The organism is Rhodococcus sp. A14, assembly GCF_011603105.1.
Classification (GTDB): domain Bacteria; phylum Actinomycetota; class Actinomycetes; order Mycobacteriales; family Mycobacteriaceae; genus Rhodococcus_F; species Rhodococcus_F opacus.
Window position 1 is genome coordinate 38,639 of sequence record NZ_JAAOQS010000037.1, and the last position, 20,523, is coordinate 59,161.

Genomic DNA, 20,523 nt, shown 5'->3' on the forward strand with positions numbered 1-20,523 from the left:
GTCACTATCAGTTAAGGATCACCATGTTCTCCGACAACACCATTCGGCCCCTCGACGGGGTTCGGGTACTCGAGCTGGGCAACTACATCGCCGCTCCGACCGCGGGCCGGATGCTTGCCGACTTCGGGGCCGAGGTCATCAAGGTGGAGCGCCCGAAGACCGGCGACGAACTGCGCAACTGGCGGCTCTACTCCGGCGACACCTCGATGCTGTACCGCACGATCAACCGCAACAAGAAGTCGATCGTGCTGGACCTGCGCACCGAGGAAGGCAGGCAGCTCGTCCTGGACCTCGCCGCCAAGTGCGACATCCTGCTGGAGAACTTCCGGCCCGGCACCCTGGAGAAGTGGGGCATCGGACCGGACGCGTTGAACGCGGCCAATCCGGACCTGGTGATCACCCGCATCTCGGCGTTCGGGCAGACCGGGCCGATGTCGCAGCGCCCGGGGTTCGCCGCGGTCGCGGAGGCCGCGGGCGGATTCCGTGAACTCGTCGGCGACCCGGACCGGCCACCGGTGCGGGTGGGGGTGTCGATCGGTGACTCGATCGCCGGCCTCTACGCGGCGTTCGGGGCGGTGATGGCCCTGTTCCAGCGTGAGGCCGCGAAGGTCGCCGGAACCCAGGGTCCGTCCCTGCCGCATCGGATCATCGACGTCGCACTCAACGAATCGATCCTGTCGATGATGGAATCGCTGATTCCCGACTACCTCGCGTACGGCATCAAACGCGAACGCGTCGGCGGCCGGATGGAGGGTATAGCCCCGTCGAACGCGTACATCTGCAGCGACGGCGACAGCATCATCATCGCCGGCAACAGTGACGCCATCTTCCAGCGCTACATGGACACCATCGGCCGCCCCGACCTCGGCGCCGACCCGGATCTGTCCACCAACGCCGGACGGTGGGCGCGCCGCGACGAACTGGACGCGGCGATCGGTGAGTGGACGATCCAGCACTCGCGCGAGGAGGCGCTGAAGGTCCTCGATGCGGCGGGGGTGCCGTCGGGTCCGATCAACACCGCCGCCGACATCTGCAGCGACGAGCAGTACGCGGCCCGCAACATGATTCAGCAGTTCACCGTCGACACCGGTGAGGCCGAGCCGAAGCAGGTCGGATTCCCCGGCATCGTCCCGGTGATCGGCGGCAAGTCACTGCCCATCCGCAGTGTCGGACCGGACCTCGGCGAGCACACCCGCGAGGTCCTCGAAACAGTGCTCGGCAAGACCCCGGAACAGATCGACTCCATCGTCAACGACACAGTAGGTGGCCTCTCATGACGCAGTCCTTCGAATCACGCGCCCTGCTCCGCGACGTCACCCTGCGCGACGGATTGCAGTTGACGGGCAAGATGCTGTCCACCGCCCGGAAGCTCGAGATCGCCCGGCGGCTCCTCGAACTCGGCGTGCCCGCGCTCGAGATCGGGTCGATGGCCCGTCCCGACCTCGTCCCGCCGATGGCGAACACCGTCGAGGTGATCTCGGAGCTGACCGCGGAGGAACTGGACCACTGCTGGGTGTGGGTGGCGACGCCCCGGCACGTGGAGAAGGCCGCCGCCGCAGGCGCACGCCATTTCCAGTACTGCTTCTCCGCCTCCGATTCCCACAACCAGGCGAACATCGGTCGCTCCACCGAGGACAGCCTCGCCGCGATGCCCGCCGCAATCGAACTCGCGCAGGAGGTCGGCGGCAGCATCCAACTGTGCATCGCGACGTCGTTCACCTGCCCGTTCGAGGGCCGGGTGCCGGAGCAGCGGGTGATCGACATCGCCAACGATCCGCGCGCCCACGGCGCCGTCGACGTCGTCGTCTGCGACACCCTCGGCCAGGCCGTTCCCGCCGAGGTGTACTCGCTCGTCTCCCGGGTACGGCTCGAAACCCCGCAGCGGGGCATCGTCTTCCACGGCCACGACACCTGGGGGCTGGGGGTCGCGAACAGTCTCGCCGCGGTCGCGGCCGGCGCCATGACCGTCGACGGCGCCCTCGGCGGACTCGGCGGCTGCCCGTTCGCACCCGGCGCCAGCGGCAACACCGCCAGCGAGGACCTGCTGTTCGCCACCCGCCCGGACTGGCTGAACCCCACCACATTCGGATCGCTCGTGGAACTGTCCGAGAAGACGCTCGCCGAACTCGGCGAAGCCAACCGGTCCAAGGCCGCGCAGGGCGCACGCTCCAATGCCACCGCGTTCGAGTGGGTCATCGGCGGCGGCCGATGAGCGGCGCCCGGTTCTACGTCACCACTCCGATCCCCGAACCCGCTCTCACGCTGCTGCGCGCTGCGGGCAGCGTCGATGTCCCCGACGAGCTTCCGGACGCTGCCCGGCTGCGGGAGGTCTGCGTGTCCGGCGACTACGACGTGGTGGTGTCCCAGCTTCGCGACACGTTCGACGCCGACCTCCTGGCCGTCGCGAAGATCCGCGGGATCTCCAACTACGCGGTCGGGTTCAACAACGTCGACATCGGTGCGGCCACCGCGAACTCGATACTCGTCGGCAACACACCCGGTGTGCTCACCGACGCCACCGCCGACGTCGCGATGCTGCTGATCATGGCCACTGCCCGCCGCGCCGTGGAGGCCGACACGTTCGTTCGCGCCGGGCGGTTCACCGGATGGGAACCGAACCTGCTCCTCGGCCAGGATGTTTCGGGACGCACGCTCGGTCTCGCCGGGTTCGGGCGGATCGCGCGGGCGACCGCGAAACGGGCACTGGCCTTCGGCATGCAGGTGCAGTTCTGCCCCCGGCCTCCCGGCGACCGGCCGGTGACGGACGAGGAGCTCGGGGAGTTCGCCGGACTCGTCACCCACACCGACTGGAACTCCCTCGTCGCCACCAGCGACTACCTGTCGCTGCACGTCCCCCTCAACGCGCAGACCCGCCACCTGGTCGATGCGGGCGTGCTGACGGCGATGAAACCGTCCGCGATCCTGATCAACACGGCCCGCGGTCCCGTCGTCGACGAAACCGCCCTCGTCGCCGCCCTGAAGTCCGGGGAGATCGCCGGGGCCGGGCTGGACGTCTACGAGGACGAACCCGCGCTCGCCCCGGGACTCGCGGAACAGTCGAACACGGTGCTGCTCCCCCACCTCGGCAGTGCCACGGTGTCGGTGCGCGCCGAGATGGCGAGGCTGTGCGCCGAGAACGCTGTGGCCATGGCGCAGAACCGGATTCCCCCGCATCCGGTCAACCCGGAAGCGTGGAACTCATGACGGTTCTGATCGCCCCCGACAGTTTCAAGGGCACCTACACCGCAGGCGAGGTCGCCGACGCCGTCGCCGGCGGGGTCGAGTCGTCCGGCGGTGCCCCGATCAGGCTGCCGGTCGCCGACGGCGGCGAGGGCACCCTCGACGTTCTCACCGTCCCCCTCGGACTGCGTCCGGTCACCACCCGCGCCCGCAACCCCTGGGGCAGCCCGTGCCGGCCGACGTACGGACTGTCCGACGACGGGACCGCGGTCATCGAGATCGCCGCAGCCTCCGGGATCACCACGCCACACGACGGCCCCCGCGACCCGATCACCGCCACCACCTACGGCACCGGGATGCTCGTCGCCGATGCCGCCCGGCGCGGTGCCCGGCACATCGTCGTCGCGGCCGGCGGGTCCGCCACCACGGACGGCGGCACCGGGGCCATCGCCGCCATCGAGGCGGGCGGCGGACTCCGGGGCGCCGCCGTCACCGTGCTGACCGACGTCACCACCCGGTACGTCGACGCCGCCCGAGTGTTCGGACCGCAGAAGGGCGCCGACGCGGGCGCCGTGCAGGTCCTCACGCGGCAACTCGAGGCGAAGGCGCGGGCTCTGCCCCGCGACCCGTCGAGTGTCGACGGGACCGGTGCGGCAGGCGGGTTCTCCGGCGGGATGTGGGCGCGGTACGGCGCCGAACTACGCTCGGGCGCCGAGTACATCCTCGACGTGACCGGCTTCGACACCCTGGCCGCGGACGCGTCGGCGATCGTCGTCGGCGAGGGCAGGCTCGACGGGCAGACGAAGGCGGGCAAGATCATCTCCGTGATCCTCGCCCGCGCGGGCACCACCCCGGTGTACGCCGTCGTCGGCTCCGTCGGCGACGATCTCGGCGACTACCGGTCCCGGTTCGCCGGCGTCCTCGTCGCCACGGACGCCGTGGCCATGCACGAAGCCGGCCGCGCGATCGCGGCGCAGCTCATGACGGGTAGCGGCCACCCAGCGTCCGGGTGACCTGCTCGGCGCTGCCGACGAGCAGATCCACCCATTTCTCGCACTGCTCGCGTGGCATGCGCAGTGTCGGCCCGCTGATCGCCAAGGCACCGATCACGTCGGCGGACGAATCGAACACGGGCGCAGCCAATCCCGAGGCGCTGTCCTCCCGCTCCCCCGCGGTGATGGCGTACCCGTCGGCCTTGGCCTGGTGGATCAGTTCGCGCAGCACCGCGGTGTCGGTGACGGTGCCCTCGGTCATCGGCTCGATCGGGCCGGCGAGGACCTGTTCGGTGAGGTCCGGGTTCCAGGCGAGCAACACCCGGCCCGCCGAACCCGCGGGCAGGGGGACGATCTTCCCGACGTACATGTTCCGGCGCAGCGCGTGCTCGGTCTCCGCGATGGCCACACACACGCGGTAGCCCTGCTCGACCCGGAAGAAGCTGGCGGTCTCGCCGGTGGCGTCGCGGATCTCCTTCAGCACCGGCGTCACGACAGTCAGCACGTCGAGTCCCTTGGTGGCCGTCGCGGCCCAGAACGCCATCTTCACGCCGATCCGGATCTGGTCGCCGGTCCGGTCGAGGAATTCCTGCGCCACCAGGTTGCTGACCAGCCGTTGGACCGTCGACGTCGGCAGACCCGTCGCCTGATGGATCTCGCCCAGCGTCATCGACGGCCGCGACAGGCTGAACGCATCGAGGATCTCCGTGATCTTGCTCAGCACCAGCAACGGTTGGTGCTTGGAGGTCAATTCGCCGTCTTCCGCTCGCATGCCCTCGACGATAGTCGCCCTCACCAGCACGTGAGTGCCAACGAACGGCGGAACACACTTCGGCACTCACCTGGGGCGAATTTACTGTCGCCACACGGGCGGGGATGTGGTACCTATTGAAGATGCTCGAATTCGACTCGACGAAAGGCGCATGAGCGCCCACCGAGACATCTCTCCGGCACAACGGTTCGGGGAATTCACCCGCGCGTTCGACGCGCCTCGCTCGGCATCCCGGCGGTGCCGCGACCCCTCTACCCCCGGACGGGCACTTCGTGGTCCCCTATTTGTGATGCCCTACAACGACTTCGAGAAAGGAGGTAACCGTGAAGTTGGCTGAGGCACTGGCCGAACGTGGCGATCTGACGCGTCGGGTGGAGCACCTCAAGTCGCGCATCCTCACGAATGCGCGTCATCAGGAGGGCGAGTCGCCGGCGGAGGACGCCGCGGCGCTCCTCGTCGAACTCGAGAAGGTCCTGGACCGCCTGGAGGTCCTCGTCCGAAGAAATCAATCGAACGAATACCGCTGCGCCACTGGGCGACGCGAGCATCACGGACGCACTGGCCCGCCGGGACATGCTGCGCATCCGGCACCGGGTGGTGTCCGCCGCCGCGGATGCCGCCTCCGGTCGTGAGCAGGATCGATACGGTAGGCAACTCCGCTCCGAACTCGTCTTCGTCGCGGCATTGCCCGTCCGGGATCTCCGGCGGACGGCAGACGATCTCGCCCGGCAGATCCGGGAAATCGATCTGCAAGTGCAGAAGGAGAATTGGGAAGTCGAGTTGCTCGACTGAACAGGCTGGGTAGTAGGTAACCGCCTCGGAAGCGAGCACACACCGCGAGTCGACGGTAATTCGGCTCTTCTCCGGCGTGGAGGGCAAACGCTCCGGGCACACACCCGGATCACACTGCAGCCCTGCACACCGCACAGGTGACAGTGCACGACGCACAGCTCATCACCGGGTGCTGATCCGAGACGGCGAGGGCGGGCAAGGGGCTACCCACACACGTGAGTGGCAGAGCGTGCCGAAGCACACTCTGCCACTCACGTCGGGGATCAGCCGACTACGAGGTCCAACTCGTCGTCGGACACTCCGACCGCGATGCTGCCACCCTCGACGAGGACGTCGTCGAGCAGCAGATCGGCGATCCGGTCGTCGACAGCCCGTTGGATCGACCGGCGCAACGGTCGCGCCCCGAACTCGGGCTGGTGTCCGTGCTCGGCAATCCAGTCAACCGCGTCCTCGCTGAACGAGATCTCGATGCCCTTGGACTGCAGCCGCTTCCGGCTGTCGTCCAGCAGCAGGTCGGTGATCCGGTGCAGCTGCTCGGTGTCGAGCTTGCGGAAGATCACGATCTCGTCGATCCGGTTCAGGAACTCCGGACGCATCGACTCGCGCAGCCGGCCCATCACCCGATCCCGCAGCGGCTTCTCCGAAGCCTCGGCGTCACCGGTGCTGAAGCCCAGCGCACCCGACTTGCTGGAGATGATGTCGGATCCCAGGTTGCTGGTCATGATCAGAACGGTGTTCTTGAAATCCACCGTCCGGCCCTGACCGTCCGTGAGCCGACCGTCGTCGAGCACCTGCAGCAGCGTGTTGAACACGTCGGGGTGTGCCTTCTCGATCTCGTCGAGCAGGATCACCGAGTACGGGTTCCGGCGGACCTGCTCGGTGAGCTGTCCCGCCTCCCCGTATCCGACGTAGCCGGGAGGGGCACCGACGAGCCGGCTGACCGTGTGACGTTCACCGAACTCGCTCATGTCGAGTCGAAGCATCTTGTTCTCGTCACCGAACAGCGTGGCGGCCAGCGCCTTCGCCAGTTCGGTCTTGCCGACACCGGTCGGTCCGAGGAACAGGAAGCTACCCACGGGACGATCCGGATCGTTCATGCCGGTGCGGCTGCGGCGCACCGCCCGGGCGATGGCCCGCACGGCGTCGTCCTGGCCGATGACACGACGATGCAGTTCGTCCTCGAGCCGGCGGAGGCGTTCCTTCTCCTCCTCGGTCATCTGGCTGGCCGGGATTCCGGTGGCCCGCGACACGACCTCGGCGATCTGCTCGGCAGTCACCTCGGGCGTCACGTCGTTCGTGCCGACCGCCTTCCCCTCGATCCGGGCCTGGACCTCCATCGTCTCGTCTCGCAGTCGCGAAGCCTTCTCGTACTGCTCGTCGGCGACGGCCTGTTCCTTGGCCTGCTCGAGTTCCGCGAGCTTCGCCCGCAGAGCCTCGACATCGACGCTCGGCATCCGCAGCCGCAACCGGGCTCCGGCCTGATCGATCAGGTCGATCGCCTTGTCCGGCAGGAAGCGGTCACCGATGTAGCGGGCCGACAGCTCGACGGCCGCCGTGATCGCCTCGTCCGTGTAGCGGACGCCGTGATGCTCCTCGTACCGGTCACGCAGACCGGACAGGATCGCCACCGCATCGTCGACACTCGGCTCCGCCACCGTCACCGGCTGGAAACGGCGTTCGAGCGCCGGGTCCTTCTCGATGTGCTTGCGGTACTCGTCGAGCGTCGTCGCACCGACGATGTGCAGCTCACCGCGGGCGAGCTTCGGCTTGAGGATGTTGCCCGCATCCATCGCGCCGTCGGCGCCGCCACCGGCACCGGCGATGGAGTGGACCTCGTCGATGAAGACGATCAGCTCGTCCGAGTGGGCCGAGATCTCGTCGATCACCTTGTTGAGGCGTTCCTCGAAGTCGCCGCGGTACCGGGTGCCCGACACCATGCTCGACAGGTCGAGCTGGACGATGCGCTTGCCCGTCAGGCGGTCGGGGACGTCGCCGTCGACGATGCGCTGGGCCAGGCCCTCGACGACCGCCGTCTTGCCGACGCCGGCCTCACCGACCAGCACGGGGTTGTTCTTGGTGCGGCGCGACAGGATTTCGATTGTCTGCTCGATCTCGTCGGCGCGCCCGATCACCGGGTCGACTCCGCCGCCGCGTGCGCGTTCGGTGAGGTCGAAGCCGTACTTGTCGAGTGTGGGGGTCCCCGAGTTCGAGGACTCCTCCTCCACCGATCCACCCTGCACGGCGGTCTGCAGGCGCTCCGGGGTGATTCCCTCGGACGCGAGCAGGCGTCCGGCGGCGTGGTCCTGATCCGCGGCGAGCGCCAGGAAGAGGTGCTCGGGATCGATGTAGGTGGACCCGAGGGCGCGCGCGAGTTGGTGCGCCTCGAGCAGCGCCGTCTTCAGCGCGCCGCTCAGTGCGGGTGTTGCAAAGCCTGACGTGTCACGGCTCTGAGGCAGACGCAGTTCGACGGCATCGGCTACGGCCGACGTGTCGGCGCCTGCGCGGCGCATCAGAGAAGTGACGGGTTCGTGTTCTGTCATGACGCGCAGAACGTGGAGTGCATCGAGTTCCGCATCGCCACGACCTGCGGCGAAACGGGCAGCAGCAGCCATGAGCTCCTGGGTGGAGCGACTCATGAGCCGACTGATATCGATGCGACCTGGGCCCTCCGGCCCGAAGAATGCTGGCATTCCTCAGCCTCCTATAAGTTGAGCGTTACTCACTCAACTAACGTGCCAACCCTGCGATCAATTCCCAAGTGGGATGGATGTGAGCTCGATCACGAAAGTCTGTGGCGGTGCCGACCCAGTCCAACGACGACAGGAACCCGGATCTTCCCGCTCACGGCAGGGTGCGTCCGAGAAGGTCGAGCACTCGGGTCGCCTGGTCGCCGGTGGGATCGGGATCAGGGCGGAAGTCGGCGACGCTGACTCCCACGAGTCGAGGCGACCGCGCCAGTGGCGCGACCACGTCGGCGAGTTGATCCCAGTCGAGGCCTCCCGGCTGGGGGTACGTCACCGCATTGAGCGACTCGGGGTCCAGCACATCCAGGTCGAGGTGCAACCAGACCCCGGTGCCTCTGCCGGCCAGCCATGCGGCAGCCTGCCGACCTGCGGCGACGGCGTCACGCACGACGGCCGGCGCGTCGATGCTGCGCAGGTCGGATGGCAACCGGACCAGTTCGGCGGCGGACGCCGCGTCCAGGCCCTCGGTGCGATGACCGATCAGAACGGTGTCGCTCGCCCCCACCATCGGGGGCGTCCCGGCCAGCGTGATCAATGCCTCGGCGCCGACTCCGGTGAGCACCGCAAGCTCCGCCGCCGACCACCAGCGGTCGCCGGCCCGGCAGGTCCGTCATCGCGACCGCCAGATCGTCCGCCAACGCGTGAGCGGCCCGCACCGTCTCGGACAGTGCGATCACGCCCGTCCGTTCGTCCCGGTCGGTGCGGTCGATCACGGTCGCGGCGTCGCCGACATCCCGGCCGGAGCAATCCCACGGTACACCCAGCATGAACCAGCCGGCAGCGTCCATTCCGCCATGCGCTCCGCACCCGTGCGCCTTTTCGGTAGCGGGAACAACCGGAAAGGCGCACGGGCGCGAAGCGCCTGGTTCTACGCTGAACTGGTGGTGGCTCTCGTTCGAGCGGTCCGGCGGCTGGCTCTGGGACGCCCGCTGCGCAGCGACGACCTCGGCGAGCAGTTACTGACCAAGCGACTGGCGCTGCCGATCTTCGCCTCCGACCCTCTGTCGTCCGTGGCGTACGCGACGCAGGAGATCCTGCTGATCCTGTCCCTGGGCGGTCTCGCGTACTTCTACCTGACGCCGTATCTGGCGATCGGGGTCGTCGTACTTCTCGCCGTGGTCGCCCTGTCCTACCGCCAGGTGGTGTACGCCTATCCCAGTGGGGGCGGCTCGTACGAGGTGGCCACCAAGAACCTCGGTCCGTCCGCGGGGCTGACGGTGGCATCGGCACTGCTCATCGACTACGTCATGACGGTGGCGGTGTCGGTGTCGGCCGGCGTCGACAATCTCATCTCCGCCGTGCCCGCGCTGAACACGCACCGGGTGGCGCTGGCCGTGGCGTTCGTCGTGCTGCTGACTGTGATGAACCTGCGCGGGATCCGCGAATCCGGGACGACGTTCGCCTTCCCGACGTACGGGTTCATCGCCGGGGTGATGATCCTGATCGTGACGGGATTCGTCCGCGTCGCGGCCGGCTCGACACCCGTCGCCGAAAGTGCCGGGTACACCATCGAACCGGAACTGTCCGGGCTGACCGGTCTGGCCCTCGTGTTCTTCGCGCTGCGCGCGTTCTCGTCCGGATGTACCGCGCTGACGGGTGTCGAGGCGATCTCCAACGGGGTGCCTGCGTTCCGTAAACCCAAGAGCGCCAACGCCGCAAAGACACTCATGGCGATGGCGGCGACGGCCATCGTGATGTTCGCGGGAATCACGGCGCTGGCCATCGTCACCAAGGTGCACGTCGCGGTGAACCCGTGCGATCTGATCGGGTTCGCCGGAAACTGCGAGACCGATCCGCAGCGCACCGTCATCGCCCAGATCGCGGCGGCCGTGTTCGGCGGCACCACCAACATCGGCTTCTTCTATGTCCAGGCCACGACCGTGCTGATCCTCGTCCTCGCCGCGAACACCGCCTACAACGGTTTCCCGCTGCTCGCCTCGGTGCTCGGCCGCGACCGCTACCTCCCCGTCCAGCTGAACACTCGCGGCGACCGGCTGGCGTTCAGCAACGGCATCGTGCTTCTCGCCGTCACGGCGGGTGGATTGATCGTCCTGTTCGACGCGTCCGTCACCCACCTCATCCAGCTGTACATCCTCGGCGTGTTCACGTCCTTCACTCTCAGCCAGGCGGGCATGGTCCGGCACTGGAACAGTGTGCTGGCAACCGAATCCGACGCCCGCGAACGTCGTCGCATCCACGGCCGGCGGGCCCTCAACGGCACCGGCGCCGTCCTCACCGGCACCGTTCTGATCATCGTCACGATCACGAAGTTCACCCAGGGTGCCTATCTCGTAGTCATCGCCATGCCGATCCTGTTCTTCCTGATGCGCGGGGTGCGGCGGCACTACGACCGGATCGCGGCGCTTCTCGTCGTCGACGAGGACAGCTTCACCCTGCCCTCCCAGGTGCACACCATCGTGCTGGTGTCGGTGCTCAACAAACCCACCGCGCGGGCCCTGGCCTACGCCCGCGCCACCCATCCGACGACGCTCGAGGCGGTCACCGTGCTCAGCGCCAACACCGGAGAACTGCAGCGGGACTGGGAGAAGTACGAGGTTCCGGTGCCGCTGAAAGTCCTCGAATCGCCCTACCGTGAAGTCACCACCCCCATCGTGGGGTACGTGAAATCCGTCCGGAAGCGGATCCCGGACGGCGTGGTCACCATCTTCATCCCCGAGTACGTGGTGGGCCACTGGTGGGAACACCTGCTGCACAACCAGAGTGCGCTGCGCCTCAAGGGGAGGTTGCTGTTCACGTCCGGGGTGATGGTCACGAGCGTGCCGTGGCTGCTGGATTCGGCCACCCGGGCCGGATCGCCGCTCGGCAAGCCGGCGCCGGGCGACATCCGGCGTGGGCTCCCGCCCGCCGCCGAGCTCAGCGGAAAGTCGACTTCAGGTACTCCGTGAGACCGTCGACCGCGACCGGACTCTGCCGGAATCCCAGATAGCCGTCCGGACGGACGACGAACGCGGCGGAACCCTCCGCGCCGTACGCGTGCGCGAACTCGCCGTCGCGGTCCCGGACGAGGGGAAGCACCGTTTCCCCGACATCGGCGGAAGGCGACGCGACGAGGTACGTGTCGACGAGTCCCTGGGTCGCCGCCTCCACGGACGTCGCCGCGGCCTCGAGCAGTTCCAGCCCGCGCGCGTCGACCGATTCGTCGGCGTACAGCAGCAACGTGTGGTTCCGTCCTGCGAGGAGAGTGAACAGCCGGAGGGGAAACGCGACCGCGGCACGGGTCAGCCCACGGGCGTCCGGTGCGCGGCTGCCGGGCGTGAGCGCCGCATTCGACTCCGGCTGGGCGACGATCGGACTGTCCGCGTAGCTGATGAGGAGTTGAGCTTCGCGTCGGATCACGTAGTCGGGATCCGACGACCCCGCCCCAATTCCCTCCCGGGCGCTCCGCACGGTGCGTCCCACCACCTCCTCGCCGACGGGCCGCCGTTCTGCGTCGTAACTGTCCAGCAGATCGGAGGCCGCGGCACCGGACACGGCCAGCGCGACCTTCCACGCCAGGTTGTGGGCGTCCTGGATGCCGGTGTTCATGCCCTGCGCGCCGGTCGGCGGATGAATGTGGGCGGCGTCGCCCGCGACGAACACCCTTCCGCGCCCGTACGAGTCGACGATGCGGTGGCTGATCCGGAAGACGGAGGACCAGCGGAGGTTCGACGCCCGCGTCGGTTCGGGCGACAGGCGGTCGAGCACGGCCTGGATGTGGCTCAGCTCCGGTTTCGGTCCCGCTTCGAAGCCGTGCGCGATCTTGTCGGCCGCCAGGGTGCCGGTGCCGGCGAGGTCGCTGGGCACCAGCATCGACATCCGGTAGCGCCGGCGCCCGGGTAGCGGAATGCACACGAGCAGATCGTCGGTCTCGCCGTCCGTCTGATGCATCGACCGGATTCCGTAGCCACGTGGCATGGACCAGTCGACCTCGACGTCGCCGAGCATGTACTGCTCGACGAACGCACCGCCTTCGAAGGTGAGGCCGAGGCCCTTGCGGACGATGCTGTGGGCGCCGTCGCAGCCGAGAAGATACTGGGTTCGAACGGTGTCGTCGCCGTCCGCGCCGGTGACCGTGGCGACGACGCCGTCGTCGTCCTGCTCGAACGCCGTCAGTTTCGTACCTCGTTCGATCGTGGTTCCGAACGTGGCCAGGTATTCGGTGAGGATGCGTTCGGTCTCGTACTGGGGCAGACCGATGAATCCGAACGGGACGTCGCCCGGTAACGACAACTCCAGACGGGCGACCTCGTCGCCGTTGACGTACACGATCTGCCCGCGCATCTGGATCGCCGCGTCCAGGATGTGCCGCAACAGGCCCATGCTCTCGAAAACCTCGAGGGTGCGCGGTTGGATTCCCACCGCCTTCGCGTACTGCGGTGGCTCGAGCAGGGGATCGATGATGCGGCAGGCGACACCTCGCCTGCGCAGTTCGATCGCCGCCGTCAGACCGACCGGACCAGCTCCGACCACCAATACCTCGGGATGCACCACAAGACACCGCCTCGTCAGCAGGGACCGACCACCGACCAGTATGCGGGACCGACGATGCACTTGACCGGTGTTCGGGCCAGACCCCGATCCTTCACTCTCGCGCGGTGTGGAGTCTCGGCCGGTGAACGGCTTCCCGGGCCACCAGTTCGATCGTGACGGCCACCGCACACGTCTGCGCGAGCAGCAGTCCTACGAGGACGAGGATCTGGACCGCCCCGGCCTGGACGGCGGAACCGCTCGCGAGAAGCACCCCGACGAACGCCCCCGGCAAGGTGACCAGCCCGACGGTCCGGGTCTGATCGAGTCCCGGGAGCAACGCGTCCGAGGCCGCGGACCGGATCACTTCCATGCGGGCATCGCGGACGCCGAGTCCGAGACTGAGCCCCGCCTCCACCTCACCCCACCGTTGTTCGACCGCATCGAGCGCGCGTCGCGCGGCGAGGGAGGTGGCCGTCATCGCACCGCCGAGCACGATTCCGCCGACGGGAACGATTGCGACACCTTCGAGCGGAACCACCCGGCTGACCAGCATCAACGGCACGACGATACCCACACCCGCAGCGAGGGACAGCGCCAGCCACGCGGCCGAACGCCCGGCTCTCGCGCGCCGAGCGGACGTTCCCACCGCCGCCGCGAACATCACGGCCAACACGAGGATCGAGGACCACAGATGCGCGAGAGCCGCGGCCAGGATGAGGGACACCGCGGCGAGCTGGGCAGCGCCGCGAATCGCCGCGGCCGGCACGACGAGTGGGCTGCCGAGGTTAGTGACGCGGTAGACAACCGCCGCGCACACGACCATCACGGTGCACAGCACAGCCAGTCCGACACCGGGATTCGCCAAGGACGTACTCACCCGGCTCAGTGTTCCTCACTTCCTGGCCGCGGGAATACCGAGAGTGACCGTTATGCCGACGAATCCCGGGCCGTGCATGCGACCATGGATGGAGTCGACGCTCTACGCCCGATGACGCTGACCGGAGGCCGTGGCGATGGACGACCGGGCGAACACAGCGCACCCGCGGGTCGTGGTCGAGACCGAACACGGCCGGACGAGCTACGGCGCGGGCAAGGCCGTCCGCATCGGCCGGGATCCGCAGCTGGAGATCACGATCGTCGATCCGGTGGTGTCGCGCGAGCATGCACGGCTCACCTGGGACGAGGGATGGCAGCTGGTCGACTCCGGCAGCAAGAACGGAATCTACGTCGACGGTGCGCGCCGAGAAAAGGTCTCCGTCACGAACCCCGTCGTCGTCCGCCTGGGTGACGCGGCCGAGGGGCCGGCCGTGCGGATCTCGGTCGAGGACCCGGACGCCACGCGACAGGACGTGGGCGCTCGATGGGACGAATCGACGATCGGCGTAGGCGCCCCGAGCGCTCCGCCCCCGACCCCGCACGAGGCGGTCCCGAAAGGATCCCTCACGGTGGGACGGTCGCCCGACAACGACATCGTCGTCCGGGACGTGCTGGCCTCACGCCATCACGCCATCGTCCACAACGTGACGTCCGGCCTCGAGATCGACGACCTGGGGAGCGTCAACGGAACGTTCGTCGGAGGCATCCGGGTGTCGCGCGCGCAGCTGACCGACGGCGACGTCGTCACGATCGGCAACACCGATTTCAGCGTGCAGGAAGGCAGGCTCGTTCCACGGCAGGCGGTGGCTCCGACCGCAGGCGGACTGCGGGTGGACAGCGTCGGACTCACCATCGAAGGCGGGCGTCGGCTGCTCGAGGACGTCACGTTCACTGCCCAGCCCGGCAGTCTCACCGCGGTGATCGGCCCCTCCGGCGCGGGAAAGACCACGGTGGCCACCATCATCTCCGGTTCGGAACGCCCCACGGAAGGTGTGGTCGAGTTCGAGGGCCGCAGCGTGCACGCCGAATACCAGGTGCTGCGCTCCCGCATCGGAATGGTCCCCCAGGACGACGTCGTGCACCGGCAGTTGACGATCCGGCAGGCGCTCGGCTACGCCGCGGAGCTGAGGCTGCCGCCGGACACCAGCCGGACCGACCGCGAGGAGGTGATAGAGACCGTGCTCGACGAGCTGCAGCTGTCCGAACACGCCGACACAAGGGTCGATCGGCTGTCCGGCGGACAGCGCAAACGCGCGTCCGTCGCGATGGAGTTGCTCACCGGCCCGTCCCTGCTCATCCTCGACGAACCGACGTCGGGCCTCGACCCTGCGCTCGACCGGCAAATCATGGCGACGTTGCGCCGCCTCGCCGATTCGGGCCGCGTCGTCGTCATCGTCACACATTCGCTGTCGTACCTCGAGATGTGCGATCAGGTCCTGCTCCTCGCACCGGGCGGCAAGACCGCCTACGTGGGCCCACCGGACAAGGTCGGGGCCGCGCTGGGCAGCACCGATTGGGCCGACATCTTCGCCCGCGTCGCGGCCGACCCCGACGGGGTGTTCGCCGAGTACCGCGCCACCCGCCCCGCCGTAGAGGTGCCACCACCGAGCCCGCCCGGACCTCTCGGCAGTCCCGCGCACACGTCGCGGCGCAAGCAGCTGAGCACCGTCGTCCGCCGGCAGGCGCGGCTGATCCGCGCCGACCGGGGGTACCTGATCTTCCTGTCCCTTCTCCCGTTCGTGCTCGGCGGCCTGGCCGTGCTCGTGCCCGGCGACACCGGATTCGGTCCGTCGGGCCTCGACGAATCCGGTGAACTCACCCAGATCCTGGTCGTGCTGATCCTCGGCGCCGCCTTCATGGGTTGCTCACTGACCATCCGCGATCTGGTCGGTGAGCGCATGATCTATCACCGCGAACGCGCCGCCGGGCTTCTGCCGTCCGCCTACCTGACGGCGAAGATCGTCGTCTTCTGCGCCGCCGCGATCGTGCAGTCGGTGATCATGGTGATGATCGTGTTCGTGGGCAAGGGCTTTCCGGGCCGGGGCAGCGTGATCCCCTCCGGTTCCGTCGAATTGATCGTGGACATCGCCGTCACCACCTGCTCCTGCGTCCTCGTCGGATTGGCGTTGTCGTCGGTGGCACGCTCGAACGAGCAGGTGATGCCGATGCTGGTGGTCACGATCATGGTGCAGTTGGTGATGTGCGGAGGATTGATCACGATCACCGGACGCGCCGTGCTCGAACAGGTGTCGTGGCTCTTCCCGTCCCGCTGGGGGTTCGCGGCCGCCGCCTCGACAGTGGACCTGCGCACGAACGCCACGGGCACCGAACCCGACACGCTCTGGCAGCACACCGCATCGTGGTGGCTGCTCAATATCGCCATGCTGGTGCTCATCAGTTGCGTGCTCGCGGTCGTCACCTACAGCCGGCTCCGGCTGCGCCGTCCCCGCCGGCGCTGAAACAGATGCTGCGGTGTTCTACTCGTCTTCGAGACCCGCCGGTGCGCCGACGCCGAACACATTCATCATCTGAGACAGGGTCCGGTAATAGCCGACCAGGACCACGAGTTCGAGCAATGCCGAGTGACCGAGGCCGGCTTCGAAACGACGAAAGTGCTCGTCTCCGAGGGTGTCGGCGCCCGCGAGCAGACGACGGCACACGTCGTACGCAGCCTGTTCGGTGGTGTCTTCGGAACGGAACTCGCCGCTCCGAAGTGCCGTCGTCTCTTCGGCGCTCAACCCGACGGCGTGTCCGACCCGTTCGTGGGCATAGCGTTCGAATTCGCTCTCCGTTGCGGCAGCGACCGTGAGTATCGCGATTTCTCTGATCCGGGCGGTCATCGCCGTCCGATAGCGCACCGCACTCCCGAGTTCCTGCAGCGCAGAACCGAGTCCGGGCACGTGCAACATCAACCCGAAGGGGCCGTTGAGCCTGCCCTCGTCATCCTGAAGCGCGAACAGCTGGGGCCCCTGTGCGCGCGGACCCGTCACGATGCTGTCGTACAACGCCTTCTGCTCGACGTCCAACTCGGCCGGTCTCAGGGTTTTGATCCGTGAATCTGCCATGGAATTACCATCTTTCAAGAAGAGTAGGCCGGTGAGGGGCGATGATGAGACAGAGTATCCCCGCGCCGGGGGCCCCGTAGTTCTCCGCCGACCCCGAATCACACCCCGAACTGACGCTATTCGTCCGATGGATCTCCCCCATACAGAACAGCCGATTCCCGAATACTGCCTGATCCGCCACCCTTGAGCCACGGGCCACCCCGATGAGTGGATCCCGCGACCAGACGAAGAGGTGACGGCAACGTGACAACCCCGGTCGGGCAGTCCGCCCGATACGAGATCCAATCCTGTCCCGACATCGAGTTCGGGCGTCCCGACGGGCACATCCTCCGGCTCGATCTGTCTCTGCCGATCGGCGTTGCCGCCCCCGCCGTCGTCCTCTACCTGCACGGCGGTGGTTGGATGATCGGATCTCGCAAGAGTCATGCCGCACGGGCGGAGCGGCTCGCGCGGCACGGATTTGCTGTCGCGAGCATCGACTACCGCCCCTCCACTGTGGCTCCCTTCCCCGCCCAGATCCTCGACATCGTGACCGCGATCGAGTGGCTGAAAGGTCCCGGACAAGCCTTCGGTATCGACGCGAATCGTGTCGCGCTCTGGGGCGCATCGGCAGGTGCCCATCTCGCGCTTCTGGCCACCGCCGCTCCGGCGATTCGGCGGGCACCGCACGGCGTGCCGGGTCCACCCGTGCAGGCCGCTGTCGGCTACTTCGGATGTTACGACCTCACCTCCCGCGGCGACCTCGACCGCCCGGACACCGGCTCGCCGATACCTCGGGAGATCCTCGAGCAGGACTGGCCGTCAGGTGTCCCCGCACCGCCGTCATCTCGCTACCTGAGGGCCCGATTACTGGGCGTCGACGAGTCGGCGATGAGCGATCGTGACCTCGCCGCCATCAGCCCGTTCGCGAGGGCGCACGACATCCACGTGCCGGTCTTCCTGCTCCACGGAACACGCGACTCGGTCACGTCGGTGCAGCAGAGCCTGCGGATGGCACAGGAACTTCGACGCCGCGGGGAGACGGTGCGCCTGCGCCTTCTCGAGGGCGCCAACCACGAGGACTCCGCGTTCGATACGGACGCCACGATCGCCGACGTCGCCGCGTTCCTGCACGAACACCTGGGCGGGCCCTGCCACACACCCCCGCTTCCCCACAATGCCGTACAACAAGGAGAGTGATTCGAAATGACCGCTCGAGTAATAGTCGTCGGCGGCGGACCGTCGGGTCTGACGGTCGCGACCGAACTGGCCCGGGCCGGAGTCGAAGTTGTCGTCCTCGAACGTCGAACGCAGCCGGTGCAGTCGCGGGCCGGAACCGTTCTGCCGAGGGTTCTCGAGCTTCTCGATTCTCGGGGCCTGGCGCAGAAGTTCATCGACCGCGCCGCGACCATTCGGTCCAATCCGCTGATTCCCGTGCATATCTGGGCGGGAATGCAACCCGTGGAATGGCGTCACCTCGAATCGAGGTTCGGGTTTCGGCTGGTTCTGCCCCAGAACCACACCGAGGAACTGTTGCTCGAGGAAGCGCTCCGTCTCGGTGTCGTGGTCAGGCACGGGGTGACTGTCGAATCCGTCGTCCAGCAGTCGACCGCCGTGACCGTGACCGCGGCGGCCGAGGGCGGACCCGTGAGGCTGTCAGCCGATTATCTGGTCGGCGCGGACGGCGGGCGGAGTATCGTGCGGTCGCAGCTCGGTCTCGGTTTCGAGGGCCACGGGCCGACATTCACCGGAATCGTGGCAGACCTGAGGATGGATCGGCCCTGGCCCGAAGCGCGGCGGATGATCGACAACGACAAGGGCTGGGTCACCTCGTTTCCGTTCGGTGAGAACGAGTCCATCACCCGGTTCAACATCGTGCACGCCGAGCGCAGGCACGCTCCTGCGTCGGAGCCGGTCACGGCCGACGAGGTTCGCCGATGCCTCACCGATGTTCTGGAGAAGGACCTGCCGTTCGACGATCTGGTGTGGGCGTCCCGTTTCACCGATTCGCTCAGAATCGCAACGAAATTCCAGCAGGGTCGAGTGTTCCTCGTCGGCGAATCGGCGCGCATCCACTATCCCGCCAGCGGCGTCGGGATGAACTTCTGCATCCAGGATGCGTTCAACCTCGGGTGGAAGCTTGCCGCGGTCATCAATGAACACGCAGGACCGGCGCTCCTTACAACGTACGAGGCCGAACGCCGCCCGGTGGCGGAAGCACTGTTGCGCAGTGTCGCGGCGCAGTGTTCGGTCCAGTTCGACTTCACACCGGAGGGCGTGGCGTTCAAGCGGATGTTCGAACGCGATCTGTTGCCCATTCCGGAGGTCAATCGCCGAATCGGACTCGAACTCAACGGATTGTCGTTCCCCTACTCTGCTGAGTCGCACCAACACATGATGGTCGGATACCGCTGTCCCGACCTGGATCTCGTCACCGCGACCGGTCCGATGAGGATGGGTGACATGCTGCGCGATTCCGCTGTCGTCCTCGTCGACGCCACCGGGGCGGGCACCTACGCGGACCTCGATCTGCAGGGCGCGCCGGTTCGCACACACACCGGACACATCGTGCTGGCACCCGCCGGGCTGGGCGACGTCAAGAGCCTGCTGGTCAGGCCGGACGGATACATCGCCTGGGCCAGCGCCGACGCCCCCGCACGCGAGGACGCACAGCTGGCGATCAAGCGGTGCCTCGCCGTCGAATGACATGCCGGGAGGGTCCGGCACTCACTCGAGTGACTTCACGAGTTGCGCTCTGAGCCAGCGGTGTTCGGGATCCGCGTTGTACATCGGGTGCCACCACAGCGCGTGGTTCAGTGGGGCGAGATTCAACGGGAAGTCGACCGACCGAATTCCCATTCCGCCGCTCATCCGGGCCGCCAATCGCTCCGGCAGAAGGGCGATACGATCGGTGTGGGCGACGAAATACGGCAGAGCCAGGTAGTTCTCGCCGACAACCTGCACGTACGGTTCGACTCCCTGAGCCCTGACCTGATGCAGCGGTGTCGTCGCGGCGTGGGGATGCGTCTGAAACACAGCCCACGGGTATTCGGTGAGCTGGTCCAGCCGTATTGCGTCCCCGACGTGCTCGTTGTCCTCGGCCACCACGCAGACCCACCGGTCGGAGAAGAGGTCGACCGAGGGCAGGTCGCTGACGAAGCCACGGGGTACGACCAGGGCATCGGCGGTACGGAGACTGTCCGATGCGCGGTCGACGATCTCCGGTCGCAACTGGACGAAGTTGATGCGCAGGTGCGGAGCCTGCGCCAGCAGATCGCGGGTGATGGTGTCGCCGACGGCGGCGAGCATGTAGTCGGACATGATCAGGGTGAACTCGCGGCTGGACCGTTCGATCTCGATGCCCGGCTCGGCGTCGAGCACTCGATCGACTGCGGAGATCGCCACCGTCGTGCGCTCGACCAGGCTGCGGGCGAGCGGCGTGAGTTGATACGAGTTGCCGACCCGCGCCAGTAGCGGATCCCCGAAGTACCTCCGAAGCCGTGCGAGCGCCGCACTCATTGCCGGCTGGCTCAGGCCGACCTCGATCGCCGCGCGGCTCACACTCCGCTCGCGCAGGAGCGCGTCCAAAGACACGATGAGGTTGAGGTCCAGCTTGGCGCGATGACCGGAGATCCGCTGTATCGAGCTCATGG

Annotated in this window: 15 protein-coding genes and 1 pseudogene; 9 read left to right on the forward strand and 7 right to left on the reverse strand. The window is 67.6% G+C overall.

What is annotated here, in order from left to right:
- Nucleotides 1–23 precede the first annotated feature (23 nt).
- Genes G9373_RS20445 through G9373_RS20460 form a run of 4 tightly spaced genes read left to right on the forward strand, consistent with a single transcriptional unit; the run spans nt 24 to nt 4,193 of the window.
- On the forward strand, nt 24–1,277 hold the full coding sequence (locus tag G9373_RS20445; protein ID WP_005255202.1) for a CaiB/BaiF CoA-transferase family protein: 1,254 nt from the start codon (nt 24–26) through the stop codon (nt 1,275–1,277).
- Complete coding sequence (locus G9373_RS20450) at nt 1,274–2,212, forward strand: hydroxymethylglutaryl-CoA lyase (RefSeq protein ID WP_005255200.1); 939 nt, start codon at nt 1,274–1,276, stop codon at nt 2,210–2,212. Before G9373_RS20445 ends, G9373_RS20450 begins: the two co-directional genes overlap by 4 nt.
- A complete protein-coding gene (locus tag G9373_RS20455) occupies nt 2,209–3,204 on the forward strand; it encodes a D-glycerate dehydrogenase (protein WP_005255198.1) in 996 nt (331 codons plus the stop codon). Before G9373_RS20450 ends, G9373_RS20455 begins: the two co-directional genes overlap by 4 nt.
- On the forward strand, nt 3,201–4,193 hold the full coding sequence (locus tag G9373_RS20460) for a glycerate kinase (RefSeq protein WP_133986125.1): 993 nt from the start codon (nt 3,201–3,203) through the stop codon (nt 4,191–4,193). The genes G9373_RS20455 and G9373_RS20460 overlap by 4 nt, the downstream gene beginning before the upstream one ends.
- Here the strand turns inward: G9373_RS20460 and G9373_RS20465 are convergent.
- Nucleotides 4,159–4,944: an IclR family transcriptional regulator gene (locus tag G9373_RS20465; protein WP_005571793.1), complete on the reverse strand. Its 786-nt coding sequence runs from the start codon at nt 4,942–4,944 to the stop codon at nt 4,159–4,161. The two genes, G9373_RS20460 and G9373_RS20465, sit on opposite strands and share 35 nt — an antisense overlap.
- Before the next feature lie 323 nt (nt 4,945–5,267).
- On the opposite strand from G9373_RS20465, the pseudogene G9373_RS20470 reads away from it, so the two are divergent.
- Nucleotides 5,268–5,736 (forward strand): annotated as a pseudogene (locus tag G9373_RS20470) (DIP1984 family protein).
- Between the two features lie 263 nt (nt 5,737–5,999).
- On the opposite strand, the gene G9373_RS20475 reads toward G9373_RS20470, so the two are convergent.
- Nucleotides 6,000–8,426, reverse strand: coding sequence for an ATP-dependent Clp protease ATP-binding subunit (locus tag G9373_RS20475; RefSeq protein ID WP_043792739.1), 2,427 nt, complete (start codon nt 8,424–8,426; stop codon nt 6,000–6,002).
- 151 nt (nt 8,427–8,577) lie between these two features.
- Nucleotides 8,578–9,042 (reverse strand): arginase family protein, encoded by a 465-nt coding sequence (locus tag G9373_RS45930; protein ID WP_269591333.1) that lies wholly within the window; start codon nt 9,040–9,042, stop codon nt 8,578–8,580.
- A gap of 319 nt (nt 9,043–9,361) precedes the next feature.
- Here G9373_RS45930 and G9373_RS20485 point away from each other — a divergent pair, with 319 nt between their 5' ends.
- Nucleotides 9,362–11,386, forward strand: coding sequence for an APC family permease (locus G9373_RS20485; protein ID WP_043792744.1), 2,025 nt, complete (start codon nt 9,362–9,364; stop codon nt 11,384–11,386).
- Here G9373_RS20485 and G9373_RS20490 read toward each other — a convergent pair.
- Together G9373_RS20490 and G9373_RS20495 are read right to left on the reverse strand one after the other, a co-directional pair.
- Nucleotides 11,355–12,971, reverse strand: a complete 1,617-nt coding sequence (locus tag G9373_RS20490; protein ID WP_133986122.1) for an FAD-dependent monooxygenase — start codon at nt 12,969–12,971, stop codon at nt 11,355–11,357. The two genes, G9373_RS20485 and G9373_RS20490, sit on opposite strands and share 32 nt — an antisense overlap.
- A gap of 91 nt (nt 12,972–13,062) precedes the next feature.
- Nucleotides 13,063–13,827: an ABC transporter permease gene (locus G9373_RS20495; RefSeq protein WP_133986121.1), complete on the reverse strand. Its 765-nt coding sequence runs from the start codon at nt 13,825–13,827 to the stop codon at nt 13,063–13,065.
- Nucleotides 13,828–13,963: 136 nt separating this feature from the next.
- Here G9373_RS20495 and G9373_RS20500 point away from each other — a divergent pair, with 136 nt between their 5' ends.
- A complete protein-coding gene (locus G9373_RS20500) occupies nt 13,964–16,285 on the forward strand; it encodes an ATP-binding cassette domain-containing protein (protein ID WP_133986120.1) in 2,322 nt (773 codons plus the stop codon).
- A gap of 18 nt (nt 16,286–16,303) precedes the next feature.
- Here G9373_RS20500 and G9373_RS20505 read toward each other — a convergent pair whose 3' ends face one another.
- Nucleotides 16,304–16,891, reverse strand: coding sequence for a carboxymuconolactone decarboxylase family protein (locus tag G9373_RS20505; protein ID WP_005572703.1), 588 nt, complete (start codon nt 16,889–16,891; stop codon nt 16,304–16,306).
- Nucleotides 16,892–17,134: 243 nt separating this feature from the next.
- Here G9373_RS20505 and G9373_RS20510 point away from each other — a divergent pair, with 243 nt between their 5' ends.
- On the forward strand, nt 17,135–18,070 hold the full coding sequence (locus G9373_RS20510; RefSeq protein WP_167116507.1) for an alpha/beta hydrolase: 936 nt from the start codon (nt 17,135–17,137) through the stop codon (nt 18,068–18,070).
- 6 nt (nt 18,071–18,076) lie between these two features.
- Nucleotides 18,077–19,576 carry an FAD-dependent oxidoreductase gene (locus G9373_RS20515; RefSeq protein WP_167116510.1) on the forward strand — a complete coding sequence of 500 codons (1,500 nt, stop codon included), beginning with the start codon at nt 18,077–18,079 and terminating at the stop codon, nt 19,574–19,576.
- Between the two features lie 21 nt (nt 19,577–19,597).
- On the opposite strand, the gene G9373_RS20520 is transcribed toward G9373_RS20515, so the two are convergent.
- Entirely contained in the window at nt 19,598–20,521 is a 924-nt protein-coding gene (locus G9373_RS20520; RefSeq protein ID WP_005572706.1) for a LysR family transcriptional regulator, read from the reverse strand.
- Nucleotides 20,522–20,523 lie beyond the last annotated feature (2 nt).